Raw genomic sequence first — 25283 nt, forward strand, 5'->3', positions numbered from 1 at the left:
TCGACCTCTTATCTGCGAATGCCGGTCGCGCGATATCACAGGGCAGCGCGAGCGTCATCCGCCGATCGATCAAAATAAGGGCCGGCAAAGGCTTGGAAACCGGCGGTAGATAGGCTTTGACACGGCGTAGCAACATGATTATGGGGACCGCACATCGCAAATCGACGGGCCGGTCTCTCAAGCCGGCTGACTGGCGACAGTCCCCAATCCATCGAGAGGTTCGCCGTGGCAAAGCCCGAACTTGGAACGAAACGCGTCTGTCCCGAAACAGGCCGTAAATTCTACGACCTGAACCGCGATCCGGTCGTGTCGCCCTACACCGGCAAGAGCTACCCGCTGTCCTATTTCGAAGACACCGCCGTTGCGAAGGTGGTCGAGGCGGAAGAGGAAGAGGACGTAAAGGAACTGGATACCGAAGGCAACGAAGCGGAAACCGTGCCGCTGGAAGATGCCGACGGCGATTCCGCTGAGAAGGACGACGATCTGCCTGACCTGGACGGCGACGAGGAAGAAGTCGAAATCGACGACGATGACGACGACACCTTCCTGCCGGACGACGACGATGATGACGACGACGACATGAGCGACCTCATCGGCGGCGCGAACGAAGACGAAGACGAAAGCTGATCTCAAGGCTTTCGAAACATCTCACGGGATGTTCAAGAAATTCGACGAGGTCATCTTGATCTCGTCGGAAACCGGACGTAAGAAGCCGTCCACGAGCCGCCGCGGCGGTTTCGAAATGGGGCCATAGCTCAGCTGGGAGAGCGCCTGCATGGCATGCAGGAGGTCAGCGGTTCGATCCCGCTTGGCTCCACCAACCTCCGGTTTATTTAGAAATCGGTAGGCAATCCCACGTAATCCACAGCCTCTCTGTATTCCGGCCACTTGACCGCGCTTCGTGGCGGCTCCATCGTCGCACAAGCTTGAAGCGGTACTGTCGCCATCGACAGCGATGACAGGACCACCATCGCATCACAGGTCGTTTTGTTGGGAGACGGCACTGGCATGAGAGTGTTGATCGATCGTCAAGTTCGCTTGATCGGCGCCCGGTTCGCGATTCGCGAGGGCGAGCCCGCAGGCGCGAGCCTCGAGGTCAGGGTCGCCGCGCGGCTCATACGAAGAATCTGCAGGCCCATCCGCGATCCGGTTTCGGCCGAAGCGATGCGCACCACGCTGATGGACGCTTTTGCCAATCTCACCGCAGCGATCGCTCTCGGGTTAGAGCACGAAAAGATCGCCGTCATGGAAAACGAGTTCATTGCGCTCGTGATCGAGACCCAGGCCCGCGCCAAGCGGGACATGCACTAGCTTTCTCGAATCAATTCTTTGGAACTGCGTCTCAGCGCATCAGGATGCCGCCATTGATGTCGATGGTAGCGCCGGTGACGAAGCCGGCCGCATCCGATGCGAGATAGACCGCGAGTGCGCCCACTTCCGACGGGTCGCCGAAGCGCTTCAGCGGCACCTGTGCCGCGACGCGGGCGACCCGGTCCGGCGGTGCGAGCGCCGTCTGTTCTGTCTGGATCGGGCCCGGCGCAATGGCGTTTACGGTGACGCCGCCTTCCGCAAAAAGCTGAGCAAGATAGCGGGTCGCACCGATGATGCCGGCCTTCGACGTTGCGTAGTGCAGGCCCTGCACCCCGGGGCCGCCGCGCTGGCCAGCCACGGAGGTCATGTTGATGATGCGGCCGAAACCGCGCTCCATCATTCCCGCTGCCATCACCTGCGCCGTCAGGAAGTGCGAGCGCAGATTGACGGCCATCAGGTCGTCCCACTCGTCGATCGAGAGATCGAAGAAATCGGTGGCGCGCGTGAGCGCCGCGTTGTTGACGAGGATCTCGACTGGGCCGAAGCGCTCCTCGCAGATGGCAGCAGCTCTTTCGATCGACGGTTTGGCGCGCACGTCGATCGCGACCGCGGCCGCATCATCGCTTTGCAACTTGGCAACGACGCCTTCGACCTTTGCGACATCGATATCGGCGAAGATCACGCGATGACCGGCACCATGGAGCGCTTTGGCAATGGCAGCGCCAAGCCCCTGCGCCGCTCCGGTGACGAGAGCGACGCGTCGCACAGTTGCTTCACCATTCGTCATTGCTCGGTCCGATCTGGCAGGCATTCAATTGCGGGCGGTTTGCGACCCGGCGGCGAGCGGGTGCGACGGCGATCTCAACGCGGGAGACCGCGTTCCATGAGATTTCGCTCCACTGCGCGAAGATGCAGGTACATCTCGCGCCCCGCACCTTCGATGTCGCGCTTTTCGATCGCCTCGATGATGCGGTCGTGCTCGGCGAAGGAATGGTGCGTTTCCGGTGGACGGTCCGTATTGGTGCGCAACATGCCCCAGACGACGGCGCGGCGCACGGCGTTCAGCGCATCGAAGAGCGCCAGCAACAGCCTGTTTCCGCTCGCTTCCGCGATCCGGCGATGCAGCTCGTTGTCGGCCGTCTCGTATTGCCGCCAGGTGGCTGCCTGGTGTGTGCGGTTGACGCAGCGGCGCAGCGCATCGATGTCGACCGATGTCGCGTTGAGCGCAGCTTCGCGCGCGATCAGCGGCTCGATGAGAAGCCGCGTGCGCATGACTTCGGCGGGATTTGTCTGACGATCGATCTCGGCAAGGCTCATCACCTCGATCGCGCGCGATCCCGTAAACGTGCCCTTGCCGACATGGCGCCAGAGCTGGCCTTCTGCCTCCAGTGTTGCCAGTGCCTTGCGCAGGTCGCCGCGAGATACGCCAAGGATCTCGGCCAGCTCGCGTTCTGCCGGCAGCTTTGTATCCGGCGGAAAATCGTGCCGCGTCAACCAGGCGCGCAACTGCACCAGGGTTGCACCGTTCGCGTCTGCCGCCGGATCATGCTTGCCGTCAATGTCGCTGAACTGGCCGTGCAAATCGCTCTCCCGGCGGTTTGACCAATCTTGGATTGGTTCAGACATGACGCATCGCTCTGGCGTTGTCAATCAATCTGCTGAGCGCCGTCTAACGCTGCAGTGCCGCAAGTCTGTCGTAAAACCCTGCTTTCAGGCCCGACAATACCGTCGTACGATGCTGCTTGACGCTCAACCAATTCGGTGATTTGATTTAACCAATATCCGGATTGGCCAAGGTTGGAGGACCTGCTGCCGGATTGAGATCGTCATGTCACGGGAGGAAACCACATGATCAAGCGCAGTCTCTTGAAATCCGCAGCCGCAGCCTGTCTGGCCACGGCATCGATCGTCGGACTGTCGGCCGGCGCTCACGCCCAGACCGGCGAGCCCGTACGGGTCGCCATGGGCGACATTGCCAGCATCGAGAGCCTCGGCCTGCTGATCGCCATGGAGCGCGCGAAGGAGCGCGGCGTTCCGATGGAACTCACCTTCTTCAACTCCGAAGACGTCGCCACGCAGGCCGTCGTCGGTGGCCAGGCCGATATCGGCGTCGGCGCGCCCTACGCCTTTATCCAGAATTCCAATGCTCCGATCCGCATGTTCTACCAGATGAGCACGCTGCTCTTCTTCCCGGTCGTCAACACGGAAGTCTACCAGGATTGGGCAGACCTCGACGGCCAGGAAGTCACCGTCCACTCGCGCGGATCCGGCACCGAAGCGCTGATGCGCCTGATGGAGCAGCAGCACGGCATTACCTATTCCGGCATCTCCTATGTTCCGGGCGCCGAGGTGCGCGCGGGCGCGCTGCTGCAGGGCACGATCAACGCATCGATCGTCGACAGCTCGGCCTTCCGTCTCCTGGAGCAGCAGGGCGGCGGCAAGTTCGCCCGTCTCCCGCTCGACGGCGTCAATGCCACCGACGAAGCGCTCTATGCCAATGCCGACTTCCTGAACGAGCGCGAGGAAGACGTTTCGATCTTCGTCGAAGAGATGCTGCGCACCTGGAACGAGATCAACGAGAATCCGGGTATCGTCGCGGAACTTCGCACGCAGTACGACCTCCTGCCGGACCTGCCGGAACAGGCGGTCGCAGAGATCACCCCTTACTTCACGGAATCGGCTGAAAGCGGCGTGTTCCCGACCGATGGCGGCACGCCGGAAGACGTGACCGACGATCTCGAGTTCCTCGCGGCTGCCGGGCAGGTGGACGCGCCGGAAGGCGATGTCGACGAAAGCATGTACTGGGATTTCGATCCGCTGAACGCGGCCAAGAACTGAGACTGAGCCTGCCCCCTCGCGCCACCCGCGGCGCGAGGGGTTCCTGACCGCGGCCATGGTCGGCGCAAACCGACCGCTTCGTCTCCGCGGTTGATTTTTGGAAACGATCACAGGTTCATCCATGTCTTATTCACCGACCGCCCAACCGGCCTTCGCCGGCCCCCGGCGCGACGCTCCGACGATCTGGAGCCGCATCGGCGAAGTGACGCTCTTCTGGAAAATCCTATCGGTGGTGATCTTTGCCGCGCTTTGGGAATATGCCGGACGGACGGGCTTCAATTTCTCCTTCCCGACCTTCACCGCGACCGTTTCGGCCTTCTTCGAAATGGTTGCCGATGGCTCCATGGGTGCCGCCTATCTGCGCACGCTCGAACCGCTCGTCATCGGGCTCTCCTTCTCGCTGATCGTCGGCATTTCCGCCGGGGTGGCCATGGGCCTGCGCCGCGACGTGGAATGGTTCACGCTGCCGGTCTTCATCGTCATGCAAGCCGCGCCTATGGCGGCGCTGATCCCACTCATCACCTTCGTCTATGGCATCGGCCTGGCGTCCAAGGTGCTTGCCGTTGTCATGCTGTCGCTGCCTGTCATCGCGATCAACAGCTACAAGGCCGTGCGCAACGTGCCGCCATCGCTCGTGTCCATGTGCCATTCCTTCATGGGCAACCGCCGCCAGCAGATCTTCCAGATCGTCATTCCGGCGGCGAGCCCGATGATGTTCGCCGGCTTGCGGCTCGGCGTTGCCGAAGGCTTCTCGGGCGTCGTCCTGGCCGAGCTCCTCATCACGCCGACCGGCATCGGCGACCTCATCACCTACCACCGGTCGGTCGCCAATTTCGCCCACATGTACGCGACGATCGCGTCGATCGTGCTGTTCGCGATCATCGCGGTCAGCACCCTTCAATGGATCGAGGCCAAGCTGTTCAGGCCTGAAAAGCGGAGTTCGAAATGAGCCTGGCCCTTGCAAAGACATACGAGGAACCAACGCCCGTGACCAAGCCCTCAAACCCCATCATCGAAGTGCGGGGGGTGTCGAAGGTCTACGGCAATGACGTGGTCGCCCTCGACAATATCAACATCGCCTTCGAAACCGGCCATTTGACCAGCCTTCTCGGCCCATCGGGCTGCGGCAAGACCACGCTGCTCAAGATCGTTGCCGGCCTGTTGCAGCCGACCGCCGGCGAAGTGCTCGTGAAGGGCAAGCCGGTGACCGGCCCCGGCCCGGAGCGCGCCTTCGTGTTCCAGGATTTCGCGCTGATGCCATGGGCAAGCGTGATGGACAATGCCGCCTTCGGCCTGAAGATGCAGGGCGTGCCGCGCTCGGAGCGTGAGGACAAGGCCCGGCACTACATCGCCGAGGTCGGGCTTGCAGGCTTCGAGAAGAAGTACCCGCACGAGCTTTCGGGCGGCATGCGCCAGCGCGTCGGGCTTGCCCGCGCGCTCGCCGTCAATGCCGACGTTCTTCTCATGGACGAGCCTTTCTCGGCCGTCGACGAGCAGACCCGCCGCAAGTTCCAGGAGGATCTCTTCCGCCTGCGCGAGGTCGAGAAGAAGACGTTTCTCTTCGTCACCCACTCCATCGAAGAAGCCGTCTACGTCTCCGACCGCATCATCATGCTGTCGCCGCGCCCCGGCCGCATCTCGGAAATCATCGATCCGGCGATCCCGAAGGGCATCAACCCGGACGATCTGCGCCGTAACGACGTCTACCTGGATACGGTCGAGCAGATCTGGCAGGGCATCCGGAAATATGTGGAGTAGGTCATGACACTCTTCGGGTTCAAAATGCCCAAGATGGCCTCGCTCCTCGTCTGGGTGATGATCTGGGAAATCATCGGCCGCTTCGAACTGGTGATGCTGTTTCCGCCGTTCACGGAAGTGCTCGCCGCGCTTGGCGACGTCGTGACGTCGCGCAGCTTTGGTGCGGCAATGCAGATCACGGTGCAGTCCTATCTCGGCGGGCTGGGACTAGCGATTGCGATCGGCATTCCGCTCGGCTTCCTGATGGGCCTGGTGCCCGCGGCCGACAAGATGCTGAACATGTGGGTGAACACCTTCCTGTCGGCTCCGCTTTCGGCACTCGTGCCGGTGTTCATGATCCTCTTCGGCCTCGGCACGCCGACCGTCATCGTCACGGTCTTCATGTTCGCGGTCTGGATCATCGTTCTCGATACCCGCGCCGGCGTGCTCAGCATTTCGCCGTCGCTCATGGAAATGTCGCGCTCTTTCGGTGCCTCGCGCGCCGAGCGCTTCAAAATGGTGCTTCTGGCAGCACTGCCCGAAATTCTGGCCGGCATCCGGCTTGGCATGATCCGCGGCGTCAAGGGCGTCGTCATCGGCCAGCTTCTGGTCTCGATCATCGGTGTCGGCGCGCTGTTCCAGCTGTACCAGCAGAACTTCCTCATGGCCCACTTCTGGGCCCTGGTGTTGATCCTTTTCACCATCGCGCTCACTCTTGCGGAACTCGTTGCAAAGCTTGAGAAGCGTGTCGAATACTACGCAGGAGTCAGGAGTTGACCATGTCAGAAAGTGCATTGAAGAAGCCGGCGGAACAGACCTATGTGGTCTCTCCTCCCGAAATCGTCGCCCTGCCGGTCGAAGGCAGCGATGAGCTCTTCCCGATCAACCGCGTCTTCTGCATCGGCCGCAATTACGCTGCCCATGCCGTCGAGATGGGCCACGACCCGGACAAGGAACCTCCGTTCTTCTTCTTCAAGTCGCCTTCCAACGTGACCTACGGCGAAGACTTCCCCTATCCGACCAAAACGTCCGACGTGCACCACGAGATCGAACTCGTCGTCGTGCTGCACAAGGGTGGCAAGGACATCTCGGTCGATAGCGCGCTCGACCTTGTCTACGGCTACGGCGTCGGCCTCGACATGACCCGCCGCGACCTTCAGGGCGAAGCCAAGAAGCTCGGCCGTCCGTGGGAAGTCGGCAAATCCTTCGAGAAGTCCGCACCCTGCGGCGCCATCGTTCCGGCATCGAAGATCGGCCATCCGACGGAAGGTGAAGTGACGCTCGACGTCAATGGCGAGCGCCGCCAGACCGGCGACCTCAACCAGCTGCTCTGGAAAGTTCCGGAAATGATCTCGATCCTTTCGGAGTATTTCGAGCTGCAGCCGGGCGACATGATCATGACCGGTACGCCGTCCGGCGTCGGTGCCGTCAACAAGGGCGACACGATGGTCGGCAAGGTTGCCGGCGTCGGCGAGATCACCGTCAAGGTTCTCTGAGACGCGACCGTCTTTCAGGCTATAAGGGCGGCGCGACTGCGCCGCCTTTTCTTCTTCATCCTCCCACACTTCTTCCCAGGACCCCTTCCATGCTCGACGTTGGCCTGACCGAAGCGCTCACGCTCATCGGTATCCTTGTCGTCACCGGTGCGATCGCCGGTATCATCTCCGGCCTGCTCGGCGTCGGCGGCGGCATCGTCATCGTGCCGGTCCTGTTCTTCGTCTTCATCGGTCTCGACATCGAGGAAGAGGTGCGCATGCATGTGGCGGTGGGCACGTCGCTCGCGACGATCATCTTCACGGGGTTCATGTCGGCGCGGTCGCACTGGAAGAAGGGCAGCGTCGATACGGATCTTCTGAAACGCTGGGGCCCGGCGGTCGCCTTCGGCGTCATCGTCGGCACCGTCATCGGCGGCAATGTCTCGGGCGAAGTGCTGACCATCGTCTTCGCCGTGGTTGCCGCACTCGTTGCCATCAATATGGCGTTCAAGCCTTCAGAAGCTTCCCAGAAGCGCGAGATGCCGAAAAGCCCGCTGAAGGAGCTTCTCGGAACGATCATCGGTCTATTCTCGGTGATGATGGGCATCGGCGGGGGAACGCTTTCGGTACCGATCCTGTCCTTCTTCGCCTATCCCATCCGCAAGGCGGTCGGTACTGCGTCGGCGATCGGCCTCATCATCGCAATTCCGGGCACGATCGGCTACATCTGGTTCGGTCTCGGCGTCGAAGACCTGCCGCCATTTTCGCTCGGCTACGTCAACCTCGCCGGCCTGATCGCGATCATTCCAGCATCGATGCTGACCGCACCGCTCGGCGCGCGCATCGCGCATTCGATCTCGCCGGCAGCTTTGCGCTACTGCTTTGCAGCGTTCCTGGCGCTGACCAGCATCCGCATGATCACGAGCGTGCTTTAACGCTTCCTTGACGGCGGTCGGCAATCATCGGGCTCGTTCTCGCGGGCTCTTGGCCCCGCCGGCATGGTGATGGCGCTTTGCGAAACTTATCCCTGGCGCTTGCGCTTCTCGTGTTCATCCTCGCGACGCTGGAATTTCTGGCGAACGTCCACGCGGTCGACCGCATCCTTCTCTTCGGCCTGCCCGATCCCTTCGGCGCCATTGAGGGAGAGGGCAGGATCGCATCCCTCGCCTGGAGCTTCACGGCACTCGGCAGTCCGGAAATCGTCGCGAGCTTCGCAGCCGCCATGCTCGCCTATGCAGTGCTGGCGCGCCATTTTTCGGCCGCCATCTTTCTGATCGTCGGCATCGCCGGAGGCGCTGTTGCCGGCTATGTCGCCAAGGCCGCTTTCGCCTGGCTGCGCCCGCACCATCTGCCCGGCTCCTATTCCATGCTGCATACGAGCTTTCCCTCGGGGCACGCGCTGCTTGCGGCGCTGCTCTTCGGCTCGATCGCGGTGTTTGCGATTCGCGCCACGCCCTACCGACTGCCCAAAATCTGCGCTCTGGGCGCAGCGATCGGTCTGACGGTTCTGGTGGGACTAAGCCGCATCTATCTTCGAACGCATTGGCCGAGCGACGTGATTGCGGGCTGGGCCTTCGCCTATCTCTGGCTGTCTCTCGCGACTGCGGTGAGCTTCGGAGCGCTGTCATCGGCTTCAACCGCCGTCTTCCGCTCTCGGTCGAACGCCGTTGCCGAGGGTGACGATCCGCCGTTGCGCCATTAACGGCGGCTTGCCCAGCGGCAATAATTCGTCTATTCGGGAATTATGGATATGATGTTGGACGGCTTCCGCTGGTCCGGCATCCTCATCGACATCTCGAAAAAACGGATCCGGCAGCCATGACCCGCATCGCATTGAACGGCCTCGGCCGCATCGGCAAACTCGTCCTGCGGGATCTGATCGACACTGGCGCCGGTGGTGACATCGTTCTCGTCAACGACGCCATGGGCGACGCTGCGCAGCACGCGCTTCTCATGGAGTTCGACAGTGTCCATGGACGCTGGAACGTGCCGATCGCGCATGATGACGACCATCTCATCCTGGACGGCAAGCGGATACGGCTGACCCGGGAAAAGACGATCGAGGCGCTGCCGCTCGCCGAACTCGGCATCGATCTCGTGATCGACTGCACCGGCGTCTTCAAGACGGCGGCGAAGGTCGAGCCCTATCGTTCGGCTGGCGCAAAGAAGGTCGTCGTATCCGCGCCGGTGAAGGATGGCGGTGCGCTGAACCTCGTCTACGGCATCAACCACGATCTCTACGACAAGGATCAACACTGGCTGGTGACGGCCGCGAGTTGCACGACGAATTGTCTGGCCCCGGTCGTGAAGGTCATCCACGAGGCGATCGGCATTCGCCACGGCTCGATCACCACGATCCATGACGTGACAAACACCCAGACGATCGTCGATCGGCCGGCAAAGGACATGCGCCGCGCACGGTCAGCCCTGATGAACCTGATCCCCACAACGACGGGCAGCGCAACCGCGATCACACTGATCTACCCGGAACTCAAGGGACGCCTGAACGGGCATGCGGTGCGGGTGCCGCTTCTCAACGCATCGCTGACGGACTGTGTCTTCGAGGTCGAGCGTCCGACGACGGTGGAGGAGGTGAACGCCCTGTTCAAGGCCGCCGCCGACGGGCCGCTCAACGGCATCCTCGGTTTCGAAAGCCGACCTCTGGTCAGCTGCGACTACACCAATGATCGCCGCTCCGGCGTGATCGATGGCCCTTCCACGATGGTCGTGAACGGCACGCAGGTGAAGATCTATGCCTGGTACGACAATGAGTGGGGTTATGCCTGCCGACTGGCGGATATCGTCCGGATGATGGCAGGCTCGATGTGAGCGCCGCTCGTCCCATGCGTGCCTATGTTGCCGTCACGGCGTCCTACTGGGCATTCATGCTCTCGGACGGCGCGCTGCGCATGCTGGTGCTATTGCACTTCAACGGCCTCGGCTTCACGCCGATTCAATTGGCGTGGCTCTTCCTGCTCTACGAAGTCGCGGGGATCGTCACCAATCTCTATGCCGGGTGGCTTGCCGCGCGCTTCGGCCTCGCGTCGACGCTCTACGCCGGGCTTACGCTGCAGATCCTGGCGCTCGTCGTTCTAACACAGCTGGATCCCGCCTGGGGCGTTGCCGCCTCCGTGGCATTCGTCATGGCCGTGCAGGGCGTGTCAGGCGTCGCCAAGGACCTGTCGAAAATGTCGTCCAAATCCGCGGTCAAGCTGCTCGCGCCCCAAGGCGACGGCACGTTGTTCCGCTGGGTCGCGCTTTTGACGGGCTCCAAGAACGCCGTCAAAGGGCTCGGCTTCTTCCTTGGCGCGGCACTGCTCGCACTCGCCGGGTTCGAAGCCGCAATCTGGGCGATGGCCGCGATCCTGCTCGTCATCCTCATCGCCGTCGCTCTCTTTCTACCGCCCGGCCTGCCGGCAAAGGACAAGAGCGCCAAATTCGGGGCCTGGCGTTCGTCCGACCCGCGCGTCAATAGGCTGTCGCTTGCCCGCATGTTCCTGTTCGCCGCGCGCGATGTCTGGTTCGTGGTCGGCGTGCCGATCTATTTCCAGGCCGTGTTGTCCAATGGGACCGACGAAGGCCGGCGCTGGGCCTTCTTTGTGATCGGTGGGTTCCTTGCTGCCTGGATCATCCTTTATGGATTCGTGCAGGCGGCAGCCCCGCGCATTCTCAAGGCCGCAACACTTTCGGAGGCAGAGGTCGCCCGCAAGGCCGTCTGGTGGGCCGGGTGCCTCGTGCCGATCCCTCTCGTCCTCGCCGCCAGCGCCTGGCTATCAGGCGAGCCTGCCCCTTGGCTCACCGTCTTCCTGATCGGCGGTCTGTTCGCGTTCGGCTACGTGTTCGCGATCAATTCCGCGGTGCATTCCTATCTGATCCTCGCCTTCGGTGACGCCACGCGCATCACGCGTGACGTCGGCTTCTACTATATGGCGAATGCCGCGGGCAGGCTTCTCGGAACGCTGCTCTCCGGCCTGAGCTATCAGGCCGGCGGATTGCCGCTTTGCCTCGCCACGGCCGGCGCCATGGCTTTCTTGAGCTGGCTGGCTGCGCGCCGGCTGGTGAATGAGCCGCCGGCCATCTCTCCCGTGAGTTTGCCCCAGTGACGCCATTGGCTGAAGAAGACGTGCAGTTGGCGATCAGGCCGCTGCCGGAATGCGGGCAATGACCTTGATTTCGAAGTCGAACCCGGCGAGCCAGTTCACACCGATCGCCGTCCAGTTCGGATAGGGCTTTTCCGGAAAGGCCTCGAACTTCAGCGCGAGAAAAGGCTCGAACTGGGTTTCGGGATCGGTGTGGAAGCTCGTCACGTCGACGACGTCGTCGAAGGTTGCGCCCGCCGCTGCCAGCGTCGCCTTCAGGTTCTTGAACGCCAACCGAACCTGGGCTTGGTAATCAGGCTCGGGCGAGCCATCGTCCCGGCTGCCCACTTGACCCGAAACGAACAGGAAGTCGCCGGACTTGATGGCGGGCGAATAGCCGTGCGCGTCGTAAAGCTGGTGACGGCCGGCGGGATAAACGGGTTCACGAACAGTCATGGGTCAAGGCCCTTTCAAAATTGGGAGCTTCCCAAGGGAAGCTGCTTTCATATACGTTACGTATGCAAAATGTTGACATACGCGCCGTATGTCAAGCCATGCTTCGAATTTGGATTTTGCGAGGATGGGAATGACGGGGAAAAGCCGCGCCGCGATGATGGAAGAGACCCGTGCCAAGCTGATTTCGGCCGGCCGCAAGGCCTTTGCCGAAAAGGGATTTGCCGATGCGTCGATGGACGATCTGACGGCGGATGCCGGGCTTACGCGCGGCGCGCTCTATCATAATTTCGGGGATAAGAAGGGCCTGTTGGCCGCGGTGGTGGCGCAGGTCGACGGCGAGATGGCGGCGAAGGCAAGACAGGCCGCGTCCGGTGCCGAGGATACCTGGGCTGCCCTGGAGGCCGAAGGAGCTGCCTATATCGAGCTTGCGCTCGATCCCGAAATCCAACGCATCGTGCTGCTCGACGGCCCAGCGGTTCTCGGCGACCCGTCGGCGTGGCCAAGCCAGAATGCCTGCCTTGCAGAAACCCGGCGGGCGCTGCTCGCGCTGGCCGAGGAGGGCCGGCTCAAACCCGTGGACATCGAAGCCGCGGCACGATTGCTGAACGGCGCGGCCTTGAACGCGGCTCTCTACGTCGCCGCCAGCACCGATCCCAAAAAGATCCTGCCCCGCACCGTCGAAGCCTTCAAGGCACTGGCGCGGGGTTTTCTGGCTACGTAGGCCTCGTCTTACGGATGACAGTCAGGTTCAAGCGGGACGTGTTGGTTCAGCGCGCTTCGATCAGCTCGACGATTGCTGCACCGATCTCCGTCACGGCAGCATTGCGGGCCTGAAAGTCAGCCGTCGTGCCGGAGAGATAGATCGAGACCACATAGGGCGTTTCATCGGGTGGCGTGACCATGGCCACGAGATTGCGCGTCCGGTTGCCGCTGCCGGACTTGTCTGCCACCAGCCAATCCTCGGGCGTGCTTGCGCGCAGCAGCGCGCCCGTCACACCCCCGATGCTCATCCATTCGATCAGTTGTGCTTGTGACGCAGGGGACAAGCCGTCGCCGAGCAGCATCGTTTCCCAGCTCGCCGCCATGGCAGCGGGTGTCGTGGTGTCCCGTGGATCTCCTTCGGCAAAGGAGTTCATCTCCGGCTCCAAGCGGTCAAGCCGGGTGACGCTGTCGCCGAGGCTGCGCATGAAGGCAGTGACCTCCTGTGGCCCGCCGAGTCGACTGATCAGCAGATTGGCGGCCGTGTTGTCGCTCATGTCGAGCGTCGCCAGGCACAGCTCTCCGATCGTCATGCTTTCTCCGACACGGGTCTCCGCCACGGGCGCATAGTCAAGAATGTCCGACGCCTCAATCTCGAGTGTCTCCGTGAGTGCCAGCTCTCCCATCTCGGCGCGCTGAAGGACCGCGCCGCACAGCACGGATTTGAAGGTGCTGTTCATCAGGAACCGCTCGTCTTCCCGGTGCGCCCACTGCCAGTCCGAGCCGCTGTCACGCACCACGATTCCGACGCGGGCATCCAAGTTTTCCTCGATCGTCGAGACGACCTCCTGAAGCCGCGCATCGGCATCTTGGGCATTGGCCGCCCCGGCAAACAACAAGCCCATGGTGAAGGCGGCAATGGTTGTCTGTAAGACAATCGAACGTGGCGTCATCGGCAGTTTCCCTCATCTGGTCGCAAAATGTGCATCGCTCTTATCGGCGCGGTGCATCAGATAAACTGATGGCGAATGCATAGACCGCGCTCTAAAACAGTGGCAGACGACAAATTCTTCGATCTGCCATGAGCTCAGGTAATACCCGATGTATCGTCACGACATTCCGCTCAACGCCTTGCGTGTGTTCGAAGTCGCGATGCGGCAAGGGAGCTTCACGCGTGCCGCCATCGAACTGCGTGTGACGCAGGCGGCCGTCAGCCATCAGATCGCGCGGCTGGAGGACATGCTCGGCACGACGCTCTTTCGCCGCACATCGCTCGGGCTCTTACCGACGGAAGAAGCCTCGGCGCTGTTTCCCGTTCTTGAGCACGGGTTCGATACCATGGCGCGCGCGCTCGATCGCGTGCGGGGCAAGCACCACATCGAGGTGCTGCAGATGGGTGTGGTCACGACATTCGCGCTGGGCTGGCTGATGCCGCGGATCGGGCATTTCAACGAGGCGCATCCGGAGATCGATCTGCGCATCTCGACCAACAACAACCGCGTGGAGATCACGCGCGAAGGCCTCGACATGGCCATTCGCTTCGGCGCCGGATCATGGACCGGACTGGAGGCGGAGCCGCTGCTTGCCGCGCCGATGACGCCGCTCTGTGCACCCGATGTTGCAAAGCGCCTGCGTGTTCCGGACGACCTTACCCGGGAGACGCTGCTGCGCAGCTATCGCAAGGACGAGTGGGAGCAGTGGTTCGAGGCAGCCGGCATAGCCTGCGCGCCGCTCAACGGCCCGGTGCTCGACTCCTCGATTGCCCTTGCCGAGCTGGCAGCTGATGGTTTCGGCGTGGCGCTGCTGCCCTCCGCCATGTTCAACCGACAGATTGCAACCGGTCGTCTCGTGCGGCCATACGATGTGGCGGTTTCAGCGGGCTCCTATTATCTCACGCGCCCGGTGGGGAAGGCGGTGACACCTGCGATGGCCAGTTTCGCCGCATGGCTGCGATCGGAGCTTTCCGATGCAAGCGACGCCTAACTTTCATCCATTCCTGGACGTGAGGACCGACGCCATGGAGGCCCCGATTTGGCCGCCTGCATAATCGTCGCCATAGGCGCTCCGGGTTTGCTGGTTGAGTTTCACCAGTGCCGGGTGGGATGACACCCTGCGCGACAAGGCCAAGGTGTGCGGCGCCGTCTCCGCCAGCATCTTCTCGATCCGGTCGAAGCGATCGGCGATCGTGGTCCAGAGCGTTGCCGTGACGATGTCGGCGATCCCCGGAGCGGACCCGCCAAGCAGATATCCGTCATCGGCCGTCAGGCCGTGCTTTGTGCCCAGCACTTCCCAGAACGTCATCCATTTGCACAAGCGGGGGATGAAATCCTGCCACCGCTCTTCGGTCCACATGGCCTGGCCGCCATTGAGCGTCAGCTCGTCGATCACGTCATTGGCGTCGTTGACCACTTTCATGGTCAAGGCGCGCAACTCCGGCGTCTTTGGCAGAAGATCCAGTTTCTCGCCGAGATAGAACACGATCGCGGGCATCTGGGAGACCGCGAAGCCACTTTCGCTGTCGATGAGAACCGGAGGGCCCATGAAGGGGACCGGCATGTCGACGACATTGGCGTCCATCAGTTCCGCGATCGCGGGTTCATCCCACTCGGTCCATTCCACGCCGGCATGGGCAAGGATCGCGCGCACGAACTGGCCGCGAAACGGCACCGACCAATACAGAAGCTCATAGGAGGCCACGGCACGTCTCCGTCTCGTCTGGCGTGAAGCGTTTCGAGCGCTCAGCCTAACCGATATGCCTTCCTTGCCAAACCCGCCGCGAGATCCTGCGCGATCGCAAAGGCCTCGTCTTCCTCCATGCGGTGCGACGTGACCAGTTCGGCCAAGAAGGCGCAGTCGGTCCGTCGCGCGACATCGTGGCGTGCCTGGATCGAGGTGATGGCGCGTGTGTCGTCGTTGAAACCGGCCGTGTTGTAGAAGCCCGCCGTCTCGGTGACCTGCTGACGATAGCGACGGATGCCTTCGAAGCTGTCGTGGAACCACCAGGGCGGGCCGAGCACGAGTGACGGCCACGCACCGGCAAGCGGTGCGAGTTCTCGCGTGTAGGTCGTCTCGTCCAGAGTGAAGAGGATCACCCGTAGCTGAGGCTCCAGACCCACCGCATCGAGCATCGGCTTCAGCGCTTCGGTGAAGCTGACAGGAACCGGGATATCGAAACCGCGGTCACGCCCATAGTCGGCAAGAACGGAGCGGGAGTGGTTGCGGTGCGAGCCGCAATGGAGCTGCATGACCATGCCGTCTTCGGCAGACATGCGCGCCATCTCGGTCAGCATCTGCGCACGGAAGAGTTCCGCCTCGCCCGTGCCCAGGCGTCCGGTGCGGGCACGGTCGTAAAGGCTTGCGGCTTCGTTCTGCGGCATGTCGGCGGTGCGCGGCGTTGCATGTCCGTGGTCCGTCGCCGTGGCGCCCAGTTCCCGGAAGACAGCCCGGCGCGCACGGTGTGCGTCGAGATAACCGGCCCATGTCCCGGTCGACATGCCCGAGACTTCTGCCAGCTTTGCCAGGTTATCCGCGAAGCCGGGCTGGTCGGGGTCCGTCACCGCATCGGGGCGATAGGTCGGCACGACGCGCCCGTGCCACGCAGACTCGCGGATCTGTCGGTGCCATTGCAGATCGTCCAGGGCACCATCGGTCGTTGCGATGACCTCGATGTTGAAGCGGTCGTAGAGCCCGTGAGGCCGGAAGCGATCCTCCTGCAACACGGACTGAATACGCTCATAGGCGGCATCGGCGGTTTCCGATTGAAGTCGCTCCGAGAACCCGAAGACGTTCTCCAAAGCATGCTCGATCCAAAGCTTGGAGGGCGTGCCGGCGAAGAGATGGAAGTTCGATGCGAAGGTACGCCAGATGGCGCGCGGATCGGTTTCGGCCCCCTGCCCGATGCCGAGCGCCTCGAACGAGACGCCTTGGCTGACGAGCATGCGGGTGACGTAATGGTCCGGCGTGACAAACAGCGTCGCCGGATCGCTGAATGCTTCGTTCGTCGCCCACCAGCGCGGGTCGGTGTGACCGTGCGGAGAGACGATCGGCAGGTCGGCGACCGTCTCGTAGAGCGCACGGGCGATGCCGCGCGTGGCCGCGTCGGTCGGAAACAATCGGTCGGGATGAAGCGCCATTACATCAGCCAGTTGGGGAGGAACAGGACGATCTCTGGAAACAGGATCATGATCGCGACGAGCAGGAGGACCGCAAGCGCGAGCGGAATGAGTTCGATCGAATAGTCCTTGTAGGAACAGTTCAAGATCCCGCAGACCGCGAACATGGACACGCCGAAGGGCGGCGTCATTCCGCCGAAGGTGACGAGCGTCATCATCACCAGTCCGAAATGCACGGGGTCCACGCCTGCGGCCGTGACGACCGGAACGAGGATCGGGGTCAGCAGCATGACGAGAACCGTCGCTTCCACCAGCATGCCGAGGACGAGCAGGAAGCCGGCGATGACAAAGAGAAGCACCGTCGGGTCCGAGAGCGTCGTCAAAGCCACTTCGGCGATCGACTGCGGCACGCGCTCGAAGGTGATGACGTAGCCGAAGGTACCGGAGAAGAGGATGATCAGCATGATCATGCCGATATCGTTGATGCTCTTCATCATGGCGTCGATGCAGCCGGCGATCGTCATCTGTCGGTGAATGAAAAAGCCGACGATCAGCGCATAGGCGACGGCGAAAGCGCCCGCTTCCGACGGCGTGAAATAGCCGAAACGGATGCCGACGAGGAGCCAGATGGGAAACATGACCGCCCAGAAGCTCTTGCGGAATTCCTGGCCCACTTCGCGCAGCGTCGGGTAACGATCGTTGATCGGCTGGTAGTCACGCTTCACGGCCACCATCCAAGTCGTGGCCATCAGCACGATGGTCAGCAAGACGCCAGGCACGACGCCGGCGATGAACAGACGGCCGATCGAGACTTCCCCAAGATAGCCGTAGAGGATAAGCCCGAGGCTTGGCGGCAGCGTCGCGGTGATGAGGCCGCCGACGGACAGGATGGCAGCGGTGAACCCGCGGCTGTAGCCCTGCTGGATCATCGGGTTTCCAAGGATGCGCGCCTGCATGGCGGCATCGGCGACTGCCGAACCCGAAATGCCGCCCATCAGCGCGGAGAGGATGAGCGTCGACTGCGCGAGCCCGCCGCGCATCCAGCCGGCAACTGTTGTCGCCAGCGCGACGAGCCGCGGCGTGATGCCCGCGCTGTTCATCAGATTGCCGAGCAAGATGAAAAGTGGCACCGCCAGAAGCGGGAAGGACTGGCTTGCGGCCACGATGCGCTGGACTGCCGTGCTTTCCGGCAGAAAGACCGAGGGCAGAAGGAAATAGCTGGAGCCGGCAATGCCGATCGCAAAGGCGACGGGCATGCCGAGGATGATCAGGCCAAGAGCAGCCGCGAGGATCAGAGCGGAGATCATAGGACGCCTTCCTTGGCCTCTTGAGTGGGCTCGTATGACGCAATGAGCCCCTTGGCCCAGAATCGACGAATGAACGAAATGGCTAAGAGAGCCGAGCCGACGGGCAGGGCGAGCGTGACGAGGCCGTAACTCAGCCCGGAGGCACCAAGCGTGCGCTGCCAGTTACCAACTGAGAGATCGAAACCGAGCTTGGCGACGAAACCCAGGAAGACGAGCATCAGCAGCAGGTTGAAGCCAGCAACCCAACGGCGTAGCGGCACCGGCAAGATATCGGGGAGTGCGGAAACGCGGATGTGTTCGCCATGCTTGGCCGTCAGATCGGCGCCGACCATGCATGTCCAGATCAGAAAGAGCTGTGCGAATTGCGGACCGGACGTGATCGGCGTGCCGATCGACCGACCGATGGCCGTTAGCAAAACGGCCAGAACCGTCGCGGCAAGCAGCGCGAGCGCGAGCACGAGCTCGATGCGGTCATAGATCTTCCAGAATACGGACATCGGAGCCTCGCTGCCCATCGTAGGAGTCGTTCGGGCGGTCCTGACGACCGCCCGAAACTCAGGTCAAATCCGTCTTACTGGGCGGACGGGAGGTAGGGCTGCAGAGCCTCGCGGGCTTCCACCAAGCCGACTTCCTCGTAGACGGAGGCCGTCGCTTCGCGGAAGGGTGCCATGTCGACTTCGTTGAAGGCGACGCCTGCCGCTTCCATTTCGGTCTGCACTTCGCCGAGGCGCTCGACGGTCATGCGCGTGGCCTCGTCGCCGGCTGCCTTCAGCTCTTCGTCGATGATCGTGCGGATGTCTTCCGGCAGCGACTCCCACCAGGCTTGCGACGTCGCCAGGCCCGTGAAGAGCTGGATGTGGTTCGTCAAGGCGATGTTGGTCGCGACTTCGTGGAGCTTGATGCCATAGGCGCCGGTCAGCTGCGCTTCAGCGCCATCGATCGCGCCGAGCTGGAGCGCCGAATAGACTTCGGACCACGCCATAGGCGCTGCCGTCGCACCCATGGATTCGACCGTCGCGATCCAGCTTGGTGCATCGATGGTGCGCACGCGCACGCCCGAGAGGTCTGCCGGCGCGGTGATCTCCTTCTTGGTGATCATCTGACGCGTGCCCTGGAACCAGTTGTAGTTCAGGAGGCGGATGCCGGAGCTTTCCGCGAGCTCTTCGACCCATTCGCCATAGACGGGGGAATCGGTGATCGCTGCGTATTGCGTGTAGTCGTCGACGAGGTATGGCGCGGCCAGAATGCCGAGCTCGGCGTGTAGAGGTGCCAGGCGACCGGCATCGACGAGCGCTGCGATCGGCGCACCGTTGCGGATCTGCTCCAGAACGTCGTTATCTTCGCCAAGCTGCGAGCTCGGGTAGATCGTGACATCGACGCGACCCTCGGAGCGCTCCTCGATGCGCTGTTCGGCACCCTGCATGGCAATGACCAGCGGGTCCTGCAGCGTCTGTGACGTTGAGAGGTTGAGCGAGAATTCCTGTGCCGAGACGACGCCCGCTACGAGAGCGAGCGCAGTTGTCAGTCCAAGTGTCTTCAGTGTGACGTTCATGATCGTTCCTCCTTGATCATTCTCAGTGATTTTCAGCCGTCGGGGACGGGAGCGGCGTCAGCGTCCAGAGGCCCGCGCGGGCGCCTTCCGTGACGAAGATGGTCACGTGATAGAGCAGGCGGCTCAAGGCCTCGGACCAGACAGGTCGGCCATCAGCATCGAGACGGTTGACCCAGACGGGCAGACCGGTTGCTGCAGCCGGCGCAAAGAAATGGCGAGCCAAGGTCGATACGAGGCCGCGTGCGCGCATTGCATCACCGGTGTCAGCAAGGCGCGCGGCGTAGAATTTGCCGGCTTCCGTCAACGGCCAAAGAAGATGCGTGTTCTCGGTGACCTGACCTCGAGCATCGAGCGCATCGAAGGGAAGGCCTTCCAAGGGACCGGAGCGAGGTGCCAGCCCATGCCGCTCGACGAAGGCGATCATCGGGTCGGCCAAGGATCGCGCATCGTTCACGCCGGCCAGATCGGCGTAGCGATGAAGCAGCCAGGCCCATTCATACTGATGACCCGGCTCGCGCCGCTCGCCATCCGTTCCGGCCAGGGGCTGCAGGTCATGGCCGACGAATTCGCGCACCGCGCCCGTCGCTTCATCGATGAAAAAGCGACGGCCGATTTCGAGCATGGCTTCCGCGCGTTCCAGCCAGACGCGATCGCCGGTCATCTCGAACGCCTGCAACAGCGCCTCGAACATGTGCATGTGCGGGTTCTGGGCGCGCAGATCGCCAGGCTTGGCGCCCGCGGCCGCCATGACATCGTCTTCCCAGAGCGCACCGGTGCCGGGATCGGTCAGGCGCTGCGAGGTGAAGTCCCAACATTCGTCGATCCGGTGTTGCGACACCGCATTAGGTGCGGCCTTCCGCAGGGTCACGAGTGCCAGGAGCACGAAGGACTGATCGTAGGTTCGGCGAACCTGAGACGTCGGATCGGCCAAGGGCTGGCCGTCGCGCGAAACGCTGAACCGGTAACCGCCGTCCGCGTCGCGGAGGTGCCCATCGAGAAAGCGGTACGTATCGATCGCCGCATCGAGCAATCGCTGGTCGCCGGTGGCAAGATGAAGATGAGCGAGGGTGAACGCGATGCGCGCATGAACCAGCGTGGTCTTTGCATCGCCTTCTACCGGGCGACCATCGAGGGCGAGACGATCGACGATGCCACCATGCACCTGGTCACGCGCAAGCTGCAGCCAGCGCGGCACGAAAGACGAAGCGAAGTTGGCGACGTCGAATGGGGCGATGGGGACCACGACACTCATGACGCTTCAACGCGTTCGTCGAAGAAGGCAGGCAGGGCGGCGATCACCGCTGGGAGATCGTCGAGAATCTGCCGCAGATGAGACCGCATCGCACCTTCGGCGCCATCGCCGTCGCCATTGCGGATCGTCTGGACGACATCTTCGTGCTGCGAAAGCAACTGGCGCAACGGAAACTGCTTGGCGCTCAGATGACGCACGCGGTCCATCTGCGTCTTCAGCGGCTGCAGAATATCCCAGCTCGCACCCTGCCCCGCTTCAGATGCCAGCAGCCGGTGAAACCGTTCGTCGAGCTGGATGAATGTCGCGGGGTCGTCGTCCTCGACGGTGGCGCGCTGGCGGAGGATCAGGTCGTCCAGCTCCCGCAGAAACCCTTCTTTCGGCCGCGCCGCGAGAATCCGGACGATGTCCGCCTCGACGGCTTCGCGCACGAACCGGGCGGACATGACGGCGGCAACGTTGATCTGGCTGACATAGGTGCCGCGCTGCGGCCGGATCTCGACCAGGCTTTCCTCGGACAATTTGATGAAAGCTTCGCGCACCGGCTGGCGGCTGACGGCATAGGACGCCGCGACATCCACTTCGGAAAGCCGCGTGCCCGGTACGAGGTCACCCTTCACGATACGCTCACGCAACAGGCGATAGAGACGCGGGCCAACAGGCTGCCCTCGTTCCTCGTCACGTGTTTGCAGTGCCGATGCGTCTCGCAAGTTCACGGCGATCTCCTCCGCGCCAAGCAATGAACCATACTACCATACTAGTCAACATCAAAGCGTGGTGCTATCTGATGACGGGGTCGCCGTTGGGCGGCTGACTATGCAGGAGGAGCATTCATGCGGCAGACTTGGCGCTGGTTCGGCCCGAAGGATCGGGTCTCTATCGACGATATGATGCAGGCCGGCGTCGAAGGGGTCGTATCCGCTTTGCACCACGTCCCGACCGGGTCGGTCTGGACGCCGGACGAGATCGAGAAGCGGCAGTCGCTGATTGCCTGCATGAAGGACGGCGCCCCGTCGGGACTTGCCTGGGAAGTCGTCGAAAGCCTGCCTGTTTCCGAGGACATCAAGAAGCAGACTGGGGATTGGCGCGCGCATATCGATGCCTGGCGCACCTCGCTGAAGCACCTGCATGCGGCTGGCATCGAGACCATCTGTTACAATTTCATGCCGGTGCTCGACTGGACGCGCACCGAGCTTGCGCATCGGCGCCCGAACGGCGCCACCTGCATGCGCTTCGACCTGATCGACTTCGCGGCGTTCGACATTCACATCCTGAAGCGGCCAGGGGCGAGCGACGATTTCAGCGACGCCGTCGTCGAGAATGCCGGCCGTCGCTTTGCTGCCATGGACGATGCCACGCGGGCGAAGCTTGCCGACAACATCGTTTGCGGATTGCCGGGCGCCGCGGAAAGCTTCACGCTCGACGACATTCGCGATCATCTCGCGGGCTACGCTGTGCTTGGCGAAGACCGCCTGCGCCAGAACCTCATCGATTTCCTGTCAGAGGTCGCGCCGCTTGCAGAAGAACTTGGCATGCGGCTTTGCTGCCACCCGGACGACCCGCCCTTCGCTCTGCTCGGACTGCCGCGCATCATGTCGACGGAAGCGGACTATCGCGCCATTCTCGATGCGGTCGATCTGCCGTCGAATGGCGTGACGCTGTGCTCGGGTTCGCTCGGTGCGCGCCCCGACAACGACCTGCCAAAGATGATGGAGGCGCTCGGCGATCGGGTGCATTTCCTGCATCTGCGCAATGTGACGCGCGAAAGCGACGACATCGCCGGCAGCTTCTTTGAAGACGAGCATCTGGGCGGCAGCACGGACATGGTCGCTCTCATCGCCGCGGTGGTGCGCGAGGAGCGCAAGCGGCGGCAGGCCGGGCGACGCGACGTATCGATCCCGTTCCGGCCCGATCACGGCCAGGAGATCCTCGACGATTTCGAACGCAAGGCACAGCCCGGCTACCCGGCGATCGGCCGGCTGAAGGGGCTTGCCGAACTGCGCGGCATCATGACGGCGCTGACCCACGAGCACGAAGGGCTTCGGGCATGAGCGGTGGAGACCCACGGCCGCGGCTTGCAAGCTTGTCGGACGTCGCTGGATCGGCCCGGCTTCCAACCTACCAGCCGGACGATCACGGCATGGGGATCGTGCATCTCGGACTTGGCGCTTTTCACCGGGCACACCAGGCGGTCGCGACCGACGACGCGCTCGCGGCGGCAGGTGGCGACTGGCGCATCTGCGCTGTCAGCCTGCGCAGCACGGCACTCGCGGAGGCGCTTGCGCCGCAGAACGGGCTTTACACCCTGATCGAACGCGGCACCGAGGGCACACGCGCCCGCGTGATTGGATCGCTTTCGCAGGTCATCGCCAACGATCCGGTCTCGACGCTTGCTGCGCTGTGCGACACGGCGGTCAAGATCGTGACCCTGACGGTGACCGAGAAAGGCTACGGTATCGACCGTGCCAATGGCGGACACGACCCCTCGCATCCGGCCGTCGCGGCGGACCTTGATTCTCCGGAAACGCCGTCCGGCGTTCTTGGGCTGCTGACTGCTGCGCTCAAGCTGCGCCGCGATGCCGGCATCGCGCCCTTCACCGTTCTATCCTGCGACAATCTTCCGGAAAACGGACAGCTCCTGCGCGGTGGCGTCATCGGTTTTGCCCGCGCCGTAGACACCGAACTCGCTGACTTCATCGCGGCGGAGGTGGCGTTTCCATCGTCCATGGTGGACAGGATCACGCCGGCAGCAACCGATCAGACGCTGGCCGATGCGGCGACGGCGACGGGCTGCGTCGACCTTGCGGCGGTGGAGACAGAACAATTCAGCCAGTGGGTCATCGAGGATCACTTTCCGCAGGGTCGACCAGCCTGGGAGGCCGGTGGTGCGATCTTTGTGGCGGATGTTACGCCGTTCGAGCGCGCCAAGCTCACCATGCTGAACGGCACCCATTCGATGCTGGCTTATGCGGGCTTCCTCTCCGGGCACCAGTTCGTCCGCGACGTGATGGGCGACACCGCGCTTGCGGCGCTCGTCCGGCGGCATCTGCAAGCCGCCGGCCAGATTCTGCCGCCCTTGCCGAGCTTCAACATGAAGGCCTATGCCGCCGCGCTCGCGGACCGCTTCCGCAATCCCGCGATTGCCCATGCGACCTATCAGATCGCGATGGATGGCACCGAGAAACTGCCGCAGCGGATCTTTGCGCCGGCAATCGCCGCTCTCGATGCCGGGCAGCCGCTGCGCCCATTCGCATTCGCGACCGCGGCGTGGATGCGCTACACGCTGGGTGTCAGCGACGCCGGTGAGCGCTATGCGCTGCGCGATCCCCGCGAAGACGAAATCAGGCGCCTCATTCAATCCGTGCCGCGCGATGCAAAGACCATCCGCACCGCCTTGAGCGGCATGCCGAACTTCATGCCAGCGCAGCTTGCACGATCCGAAGTTTGGAATGATGCCGTAGACGATTGTCTCGATGCGATCCTGACCCAAGGCATGCCTGCCGCAATCCTCGCAGAGGCGAGCCGATGAGTTCGAAACTGTTTCTCGCCATCGGCGAGCCTATGGTGGAGCTGAGTGGCGCAGGCGAGAGCGATGCCGATCTTTGGCGGATGGGCTTTGCGGGAGACGTTCTCAATACGCTCTGGTACACGCGTGCCGCTCTTCCCCTAGACGGCGCCGGAGGTTGGCGCACAGCACTTCTCACGCGTCTAGGCAGCGATCCATTTTCGTCGAAACTGCGCGGCTTTCTGGATGACAACGGGATCGACACCGCATTCATCCAGACCGACGAACAGCGCAGCGTCGGCCTCTACGCCATCAGCCTGTCAGAGCATGGAGAGCGCAGTTTTTCCTATTGGCGGTCGCATTCGGCGGCGCGCCGCCTGGCTGATGATCGGAACGCGCTTTCGGACGCGATCACCTCTGCCGACGTCGTCTATCTTTCCGGTATCACGCTGGCCATCCTGCCGGACGAGGGACGCCAGAACCTTCTCGAAGAAGCGCGGGCTGCACGTCAACGCGGCCAGTGCATCGTCTTCGATCCCAACATCCGTCGCCGGTTGTGGGACGATGTCGAGACAATGAAACACTGGCTTTCCCAAGCCATGGCAGTCGCTTCGATGGGCCTGCCGAGCTTCGACGACGAAGCCGATCTCTGGGGCGACGCCACGTTGGACGACTGCCTCTCCCGCTGGCAAGAGTCCGGTTGTGGTGAGGTCGTCGTCAAGAATGGCGGTGGCGACATGGTGGCAGCCGAGACTGGGAAACCGGTCGAGCGGCTCGCGGTGAAGCGCGAAAAGCCAGTCGATACCACGGGCGCCGGCGATGCTTTCAACGCGGGCTACATCGCCGCCCGGCTGGGTGGGAAAGTCCTTCGTCAGGCCATGCTTGACGGACATGCGATGGCAAGCCTTGTCATTGCGGTGCCCGGTGCTCTGATCCCGATGGCGCAGCTGATCTGAACAGGTT

General features: G+C 62.8%; 27 protein-coding genes and 1 tRNA gene. 17 read left to right on the forward strand and 11 right to left on the reverse strand.

Annotated elements, in window-relative coordinates:
• The first annotated feature begins 225 nt into the window (after nucleotides 1-225).
• From D5400_RS02140 to D5400_RS02150, 3 genes are all read left to right on the forward strand, one after another.
• Nucleotides 226-627, forward strand: coding sequence for a TIGR02300 family protein (locus D5400_RS02140; RefSeq protein ID WP_126007220.1), 402 nt, complete (start codon nucleotides 226-228; stop codon nucleotides 625-627).
• 117 nt (nucleotides 628-744) lie between these two features.
• Nucleotides 745-820: transfer RNA gene (locus D5400_RS02145), tRNA-Ala, on the forward strand.
• A gap of 188 nt (nucleotides 821-1008) precedes the next feature.
• Nucleotides 1009-1311 carry a hypothetical protein gene (locus D5400_RS02150; RefSeq protein ID WP_126007222.1) on the forward strand — a complete coding sequence of 101 codons (303 nt, stop codon included), beginning with the start codon at nucleotides 1009-1011 and terminating at the stop codon, nucleotides 1309-1311.
• A gap of 31 nt (nucleotides 1312-1342) precedes the next feature.
• Here the strand turns inward: D5400_RS02150 and D5400_RS02155 are convergent, their stop codons facing one another.
• Nucleotides 1343-2098, reverse strand: coding sequence for an SDR family NAD(P)-dependent oxidoreductase (locus tag D5400_RS02155; protein ID WP_164527759.1), 756 nt, complete (start codon nucleotides 2096-2098; stop codon nucleotides 1343-1345).
• A gap of 74 nt (nucleotides 2099-2172) precedes the next feature.
• Nucleotides 2173-2892, reverse strand: a complete 720-nt coding sequence (locus D5400_RS02160; protein ID WP_245451401.1) for a FadR/GntR family transcriptional regulator — start codon at nucleotides 2890-2892, stop codon at nucleotides 2173-2175.
• Nucleotides 2893-3159: 267 nt separating this feature from the next.
• On the opposite strand from D5400_RS02160, the gene D5400_RS02165 reads away from it, so the two are divergent.
• The 9 genes from D5400_RS02165 (at nucleotide 3160) to arsJ (ending at nucleotide 11464) form a co-directional block, all read left to right on the forward strand.
• Nucleotides 3160-4149, forward strand: coding sequence for an ABC transporter substrate-binding protein (locus D5400_RS02165; protein WP_126007228.1), 990 nt, complete (start codon nucleotides 3160-3162; stop codon nucleotides 4147-4149).
• Between the two features lie 121 nt (nucleotides 4150-4270).
• Complete coding sequence (locus D5400_RS02170; RefSeq protein ID WP_126007230.1) at nucleotides 4271-5098, forward strand: ABC transporter permease; 828 nt, start codon at nucleotides 4271-4273, stop codon at nucleotides 5096-5098.
• Nucleotides 5095-5907, forward strand: coding sequence for an ABC transporter ATP-binding protein (locus D5400_RS02175; protein WP_126007232.1), 813 nt, complete (start codon nucleotides 5095-5097; stop codon nucleotides 5905-5907). Before D5400_RS02170 ends, D5400_RS02175 begins: the two co-directional genes overlap by 4 nt.
• Nucleotides 5908-5910: 3 nt before the next feature.
• Entirely contained in the window at nucleotides 5911-6663 is a 753-nt protein-coding gene (locus D5400_RS02180) for an ABC transporter permease (RefSeq protein WP_126007234.1), read from the forward strand.
• Nucleotides 6664-6665: 2 nt separating this feature from the next.
• Nucleotides 6666-7382, forward strand: a complete 717-nt coding sequence (locus tag D5400_RS02185; RefSeq protein WP_126007236.1) for a fumarylacetoacetate hydrolase family protein — start codon at nucleotides 6666-6668, stop codon at nucleotides 7380-7382.
• An 89-nt stretch (nucleotides 7383-7471) separates the two neighbouring features.
• Complete coding sequence (locus D5400_RS02190; protein ID WP_126007237.1) at nucleotides 7472-8296, forward strand: sulfite exporter TauE/SafE family protein; 825 nt, start codon at nucleotides 7472-7474, stop codon at nucleotides 8294-8296.
• 77 nt (nucleotides 8297-8373) lie between these two features.
• On the forward strand, nucleotides 8374-9063 hold the full coding sequence (locus D5400_RS02195) for a phosphatase PAP2 family protein (RefSeq protein WP_126007239.1): 690 nt from the start codon (nucleotides 8374-8376) through the stop codon (nucleotides 9061-9063).
• 116 nt (nucleotides 9064-9179) lie between these two features.
• The gene (locus D5400_RS02200; RefSeq protein WP_126007241.1) at nucleotides 9180-10190 is read left to right on the forward strand and encodes an ArsJ-associated glyceraldehyde-3-phosphate dehydrogenase; all 1011 of its coding nucleotides are present in this window, start codon (nucleotides 9180-9182) and stop codon (nucleotides 10188-10190) included.
• A 14-nt stretch (nucleotides 10191-10204) separates the two neighbouring features.
• On the forward strand, nucleotides 10205-11464 hold the full coding sequence (arsJ, locus tag D5400_RS02205) for an organoarsenical effux MFS transporter ArsJ (RefSeq protein WP_126007243.1): 1260 nt from the start codon (nucleotides 10205-10207) through the stop codon (nucleotides 11462-11464).
• Between the two features lie 33 nt (nucleotides 11465-11497).
• Here the strand turns inward: arsJ and D5400_RS02210 are convergent, their stop codons facing one another.
• Nucleotides 11498-11896 carry a RidA family protein gene (locus D5400_RS02210; protein ID WP_126007245.1) on the reverse strand — a complete coding sequence of 133 codons (399 nt, stop codon included), beginning with the start codon at nucleotides 11894-11896 and terminating at the stop codon, nucleotides 11498-11500.
• A 130-nt stretch (nucleotides 11897-12026) separates the two neighbouring features.
• Between D5400_RS02210 and D5400_RS02215 the strand changes: the two genes are divergently transcribed.
• Nucleotides 12027-12617: a TetR/AcrR family transcriptional regulator gene (locus tag D5400_RS02215; RefSeq protein ID WP_245451402.1), complete on the forward strand. Its 591-nt coding sequence runs from the start codon at nucleotides 12027-12029 to the stop codon at nucleotides 12615-12617.
• 46 nt (nucleotides 12618-12663) lie between these two features.
• Here the strand turns inward: D5400_RS02215 and bla are convergent, their stop codons facing one another.
• A complete protein-coding gene (bla, locus tag D5400_RS02220) occupies nucleotides 12664-13548 on the reverse strand; it encodes a class A beta-lactamase (protein WP_126007247.1) in 885 nt (294 codons plus the stop codon).
• Between the two features lie 148 nt (nucleotides 13549-13696).
• Between bla and D5400_RS02225 the strand changes: the two genes are divergently transcribed.
• Nucleotides 13697-14578, forward strand: a complete 882-nt coding sequence (locus D5400_RS02225; protein ID WP_126007248.1) for a LysR family transcriptional regulator — start codon at nucleotides 13697-13699, stop codon at nucleotides 14576-14578.
• 3 nt (nucleotides 14579-14581) lie between these two features.
• On the opposite strand, the gene D5400_RS02230 is transcribed toward D5400_RS02225, so the two are convergent.
• From D5400_RS02230 to D5400_RS02260, 7 genes are all read right to left on the reverse strand, one after another.
• Nucleotides 14582-15292 (reverse strand): glutathione S-transferase, encoded by a 711-nt coding sequence (locus D5400_RS02230; protein WP_126007250.1) that lies wholly within the window; start codon nucleotides 15290-15292, stop codon nucleotides 14582-14584.
• Nucleotides 15293-15333: 41 nt separating this feature from the next.
• Nucleotides 15334-16728, reverse strand: a complete 1395-nt coding sequence (gene uxaC, locus D5400_RS02235; protein ID WP_126007252.1) for a glucuronate isomerase — start codon at nucleotides 16726-16728, stop codon at nucleotides 15334-15336.
• Entirely contained in the window at nucleotides 16728-18014 is a 1287-nt protein-coding gene (locus tag D5400_RS02240) for a TRAP transporter large permease (protein WP_126007254.1), read from the reverse strand. Before D5400_RS02240 ends, uxaC begins: the two co-directional genes overlap by 1 nt.
• Complete coding sequence (locus D5400_RS02245; protein WP_164527760.1) at nucleotides 18011-18511, reverse strand: TRAP transporter small permease; 501 nt, start codon at nucleotides 18509-18511, stop codon at nucleotides 18011-18013. The genes D5400_RS02240 and D5400_RS02245 overlap by 4 nt, the downstream gene beginning before the upstream one ends.
• Before the next feature lie 74 nt (nucleotides 18512-18585).
• Nucleotides 18586-19566 carry a C4-dicarboxylate TRAP transporter substrate-binding protein gene (locus D5400_RS02250; RefSeq protein ID WP_126007258.1) on the reverse strand — a complete coding sequence of 327 codons (981 nt, stop codon included), beginning with the start codon at nucleotides 19564-19566 and terminating at the stop codon, nucleotides 18586-18588.
• Nucleotides 19567-19588: 22 nt separating this feature from the next.
• Complete coding sequence (locus tag D5400_RS02255; RefSeq protein WP_126007260.1) at nucleotides 19589-20818, reverse strand: AGE family epimerase/isomerase; 1230 nt, start codon at nucleotides 20816-20818, stop codon at nucleotides 19589-19591.
• Nucleotides 20815-21531 carry a GntR family transcriptional regulator gene (locus D5400_RS02260; protein WP_245451403.1) on the reverse strand — a complete coding sequence of 239 codons (717 nt, stop codon included), beginning with the start codon at nucleotides 21529-21531 and terminating at the stop codon, nucleotides 20815-20817. The genes D5400_RS02255 and D5400_RS02260 overlap by 4 nt, the downstream gene beginning before the upstream one ends.
• 117 nt (nucleotides 21532-21648) lie before the next feature.
• Here D5400_RS02260 and uxuA point away from each other — a divergent pair, with 117 nt between their 5' ends.
• The 3 genes from uxuA to D5400_RS02275 are packed head-to-tail and all read left to right on the forward strand — an operon-like array spanning nucleotide 21649 to nucleotide 25276.
• On the forward strand, nucleotides 21649-22866 hold the full coding sequence (uxuA, locus tag D5400_RS02265) for a mannonate dehydratase (RefSeq protein WP_126007262.1): 1218 nt from the start codon (nucleotides 21649-21651) through the stop codon (nucleotides 22864-22866).
• On the forward strand, nucleotides 22863-24344 hold the full coding sequence (locus D5400_RS02270) for a mannitol dehydrogenase family protein (protein WP_126007264.1): 1482 nt from the start codon (nucleotides 22863-22865) through the stop codon (nucleotides 24342-24344). The genes uxuA and D5400_RS02270 overlap by 4 nt, the downstream gene beginning before the upstream one ends.
• Nucleotides 24341-25276 carry a sugar kinase gene (locus D5400_RS02275; protein ID WP_126007266.1) on the forward strand — a complete coding sequence of 312 codons (936 nt, stop codon included), beginning with the start codon at nucleotides 24341-24343 and terminating at the stop codon, nucleotides 25274-25276. Before D5400_RS02270 ends, D5400_RS02275 begins: the two co-directional genes overlap by 4 nt.
• The last annotated feature ends 7 nt before the right edge of the window (nucleotides 25277-25283 follow it).

Origin of the sequence: Georhizobium profundi (genome assembly GCF_003952725.1) — a bacterium.
Taxonomy (GTDB): domain Bacteria; phylum Pseudomonadota; class Alphaproteobacteria; order Rhizobiales; family Rhizobiaceae; genus Georhizobium; species Georhizobium profundi.

Bases quoted from the DNA above. Each gene is read 5' to 3' on its own strand.
- D5400_RS02170 (WP_126007230.1), top strand. From the start codon at position 4,271: ATGTCTTATTCACCGACCGCCCAACCGGCCTTCGCCGGCCCCCGGCGC.
- D5400_RS02155 (WP_164527759.1), bottom strand. From the start codon at position 2,098: ATGACGAATGGTGAAGCAACTGTGCGACGCGTCGCTCTCGTCACCGGA.
- D5400_RS02215 (WP_245451402.1), top strand. From the start codon at position 12,027: ATGACGGGGAAAAGCCGCGCCGCGATGATGGAAGAGACCCGTGCCAAG.
- D5400_RS02180 (WP_126007234.1), top strand. From the start codon at position 5,911: ATGACACTCTTCGGGTTCAAAATGCCCAAGATGGCCTCGCTCCTCGTC.
- D5400_RS02245 (WP_164527760.1), bottom strand. From the start codon at position 18,511: ATGTCCGTATTCTGGAAGATCTATGACCGCATCGAGCTCGTGCTCGCG.
- D5400_RS02275 (WP_126007266.1), top strand. From the start codon at position 24,341: ATGAGTTCGAAACTGTTTCTCGCCATCGGCGAGCCTATGGTGGAGCTG.
- D5400_RS02175 (WP_126007232.1), top strand. From the start codon at position 5,095: ATGAGCCTGGCCCTTGCAAAGACATACGAGGAACCAACGCCCGTGACC.
- uxuA (WP_126007262.1), top strand. From the start codon at position 21,649: ATGCGGCAGACTTGGCGCTGGTTCGGCCCGAAGGATCGGGTCTCTATC.
- bla (WP_126007247.1), bottom strand. From the start codon at position 13,548: ATGACGCCACGTTCGATTGTCTTACAGACAACCATTGCCGCCTTCACC.
- D5400_RS02165 (WP_126007228.1), top strand. From the start codon at position 3,160: ATGATCAAGCGCAGTCTCTTGAAATCCGCAGCCGCAGCCTGTCTGGCC.
- D5400_RS02210 (WP_126007245.1), bottom strand. From the start codon at position 11,896: ATGACTGTTCGTGAACCCGTTTATCCCGCCGGCCGTCACCAGCTTTAC.
- D5400_RS02240 (WP_126007254.1), bottom strand. From the start codon at position 18,014: ATGATCTCCGCTCTGATCCTCGCGGCTGCTCTTGGCCTGATCATCCTC.
- D5400_RS02190 (WP_126007237.1), top strand. From the start codon at position 7,472: ATGCTCGACGTTGGCCTGACCGAAGCGCTCACGCTCATCGGTATCCTT.
- D5400_RS02225 (WP_126007248.1), top strand. From the start codon at position 13,697: ATGTATCGTCACGACATTCCGCTCAACGCCTTGCGTGTGTTCGAAGTC.
- D5400_RS02250 (WP_126007258.1), bottom strand. From the start codon at position 19,566: ATGAACGTCACACTGAAGACACTTGGACTGACAACTGCGCTCGCTCTC.
- D5400_RS02200 (WP_126007241.1), top strand. From the start codon at position 9,180: ATGACCCGCATCGCATTGAACGGCCTCGGCCGCATCGGCAAACTCGTC.
- arsJ (WP_126007243.1), top strand. From the start codon at position 10,205: ATGCGTGCCTATGTTGCCGTCACGGCGTCCTACTGGGCATTCATGCTC.
- D5400_RS02185 (WP_126007236.1), top strand. From the start codon at position 6,666: ATGTCAGAAAGTGCATTGAAGAAGCCGGCGGAACAGACCTATGTGGTC.
- D5400_RS02270 (WP_126007264.1), top strand. From the start codon at position 22,863: ATGAGCGGTGGAGACCCACGGCCGCGGCTTGCAAGCTTGTCGGACGTC.
- D5400_RS02150 (WP_126007222.1), top strand. From the start codon at position 1,009: ATGAGAGTGTTGATCGATCGTCAAGTTCGCTTGATCGGCGCCCGGTTC.
- D5400_RS02255 (WP_126007260.1), bottom strand. From the start codon at position 20,818: ATGAGTGTCGTGGTCCCCATCGCCCCATTCGACGTCGCCAACTTCGCT.
- uxaC (WP_126007252.1), bottom strand. From the start codon at position 16,728: ATGGCGCTTCATCCCGACCGATTGTTTCCGACCGACGCGGCCACGCGC.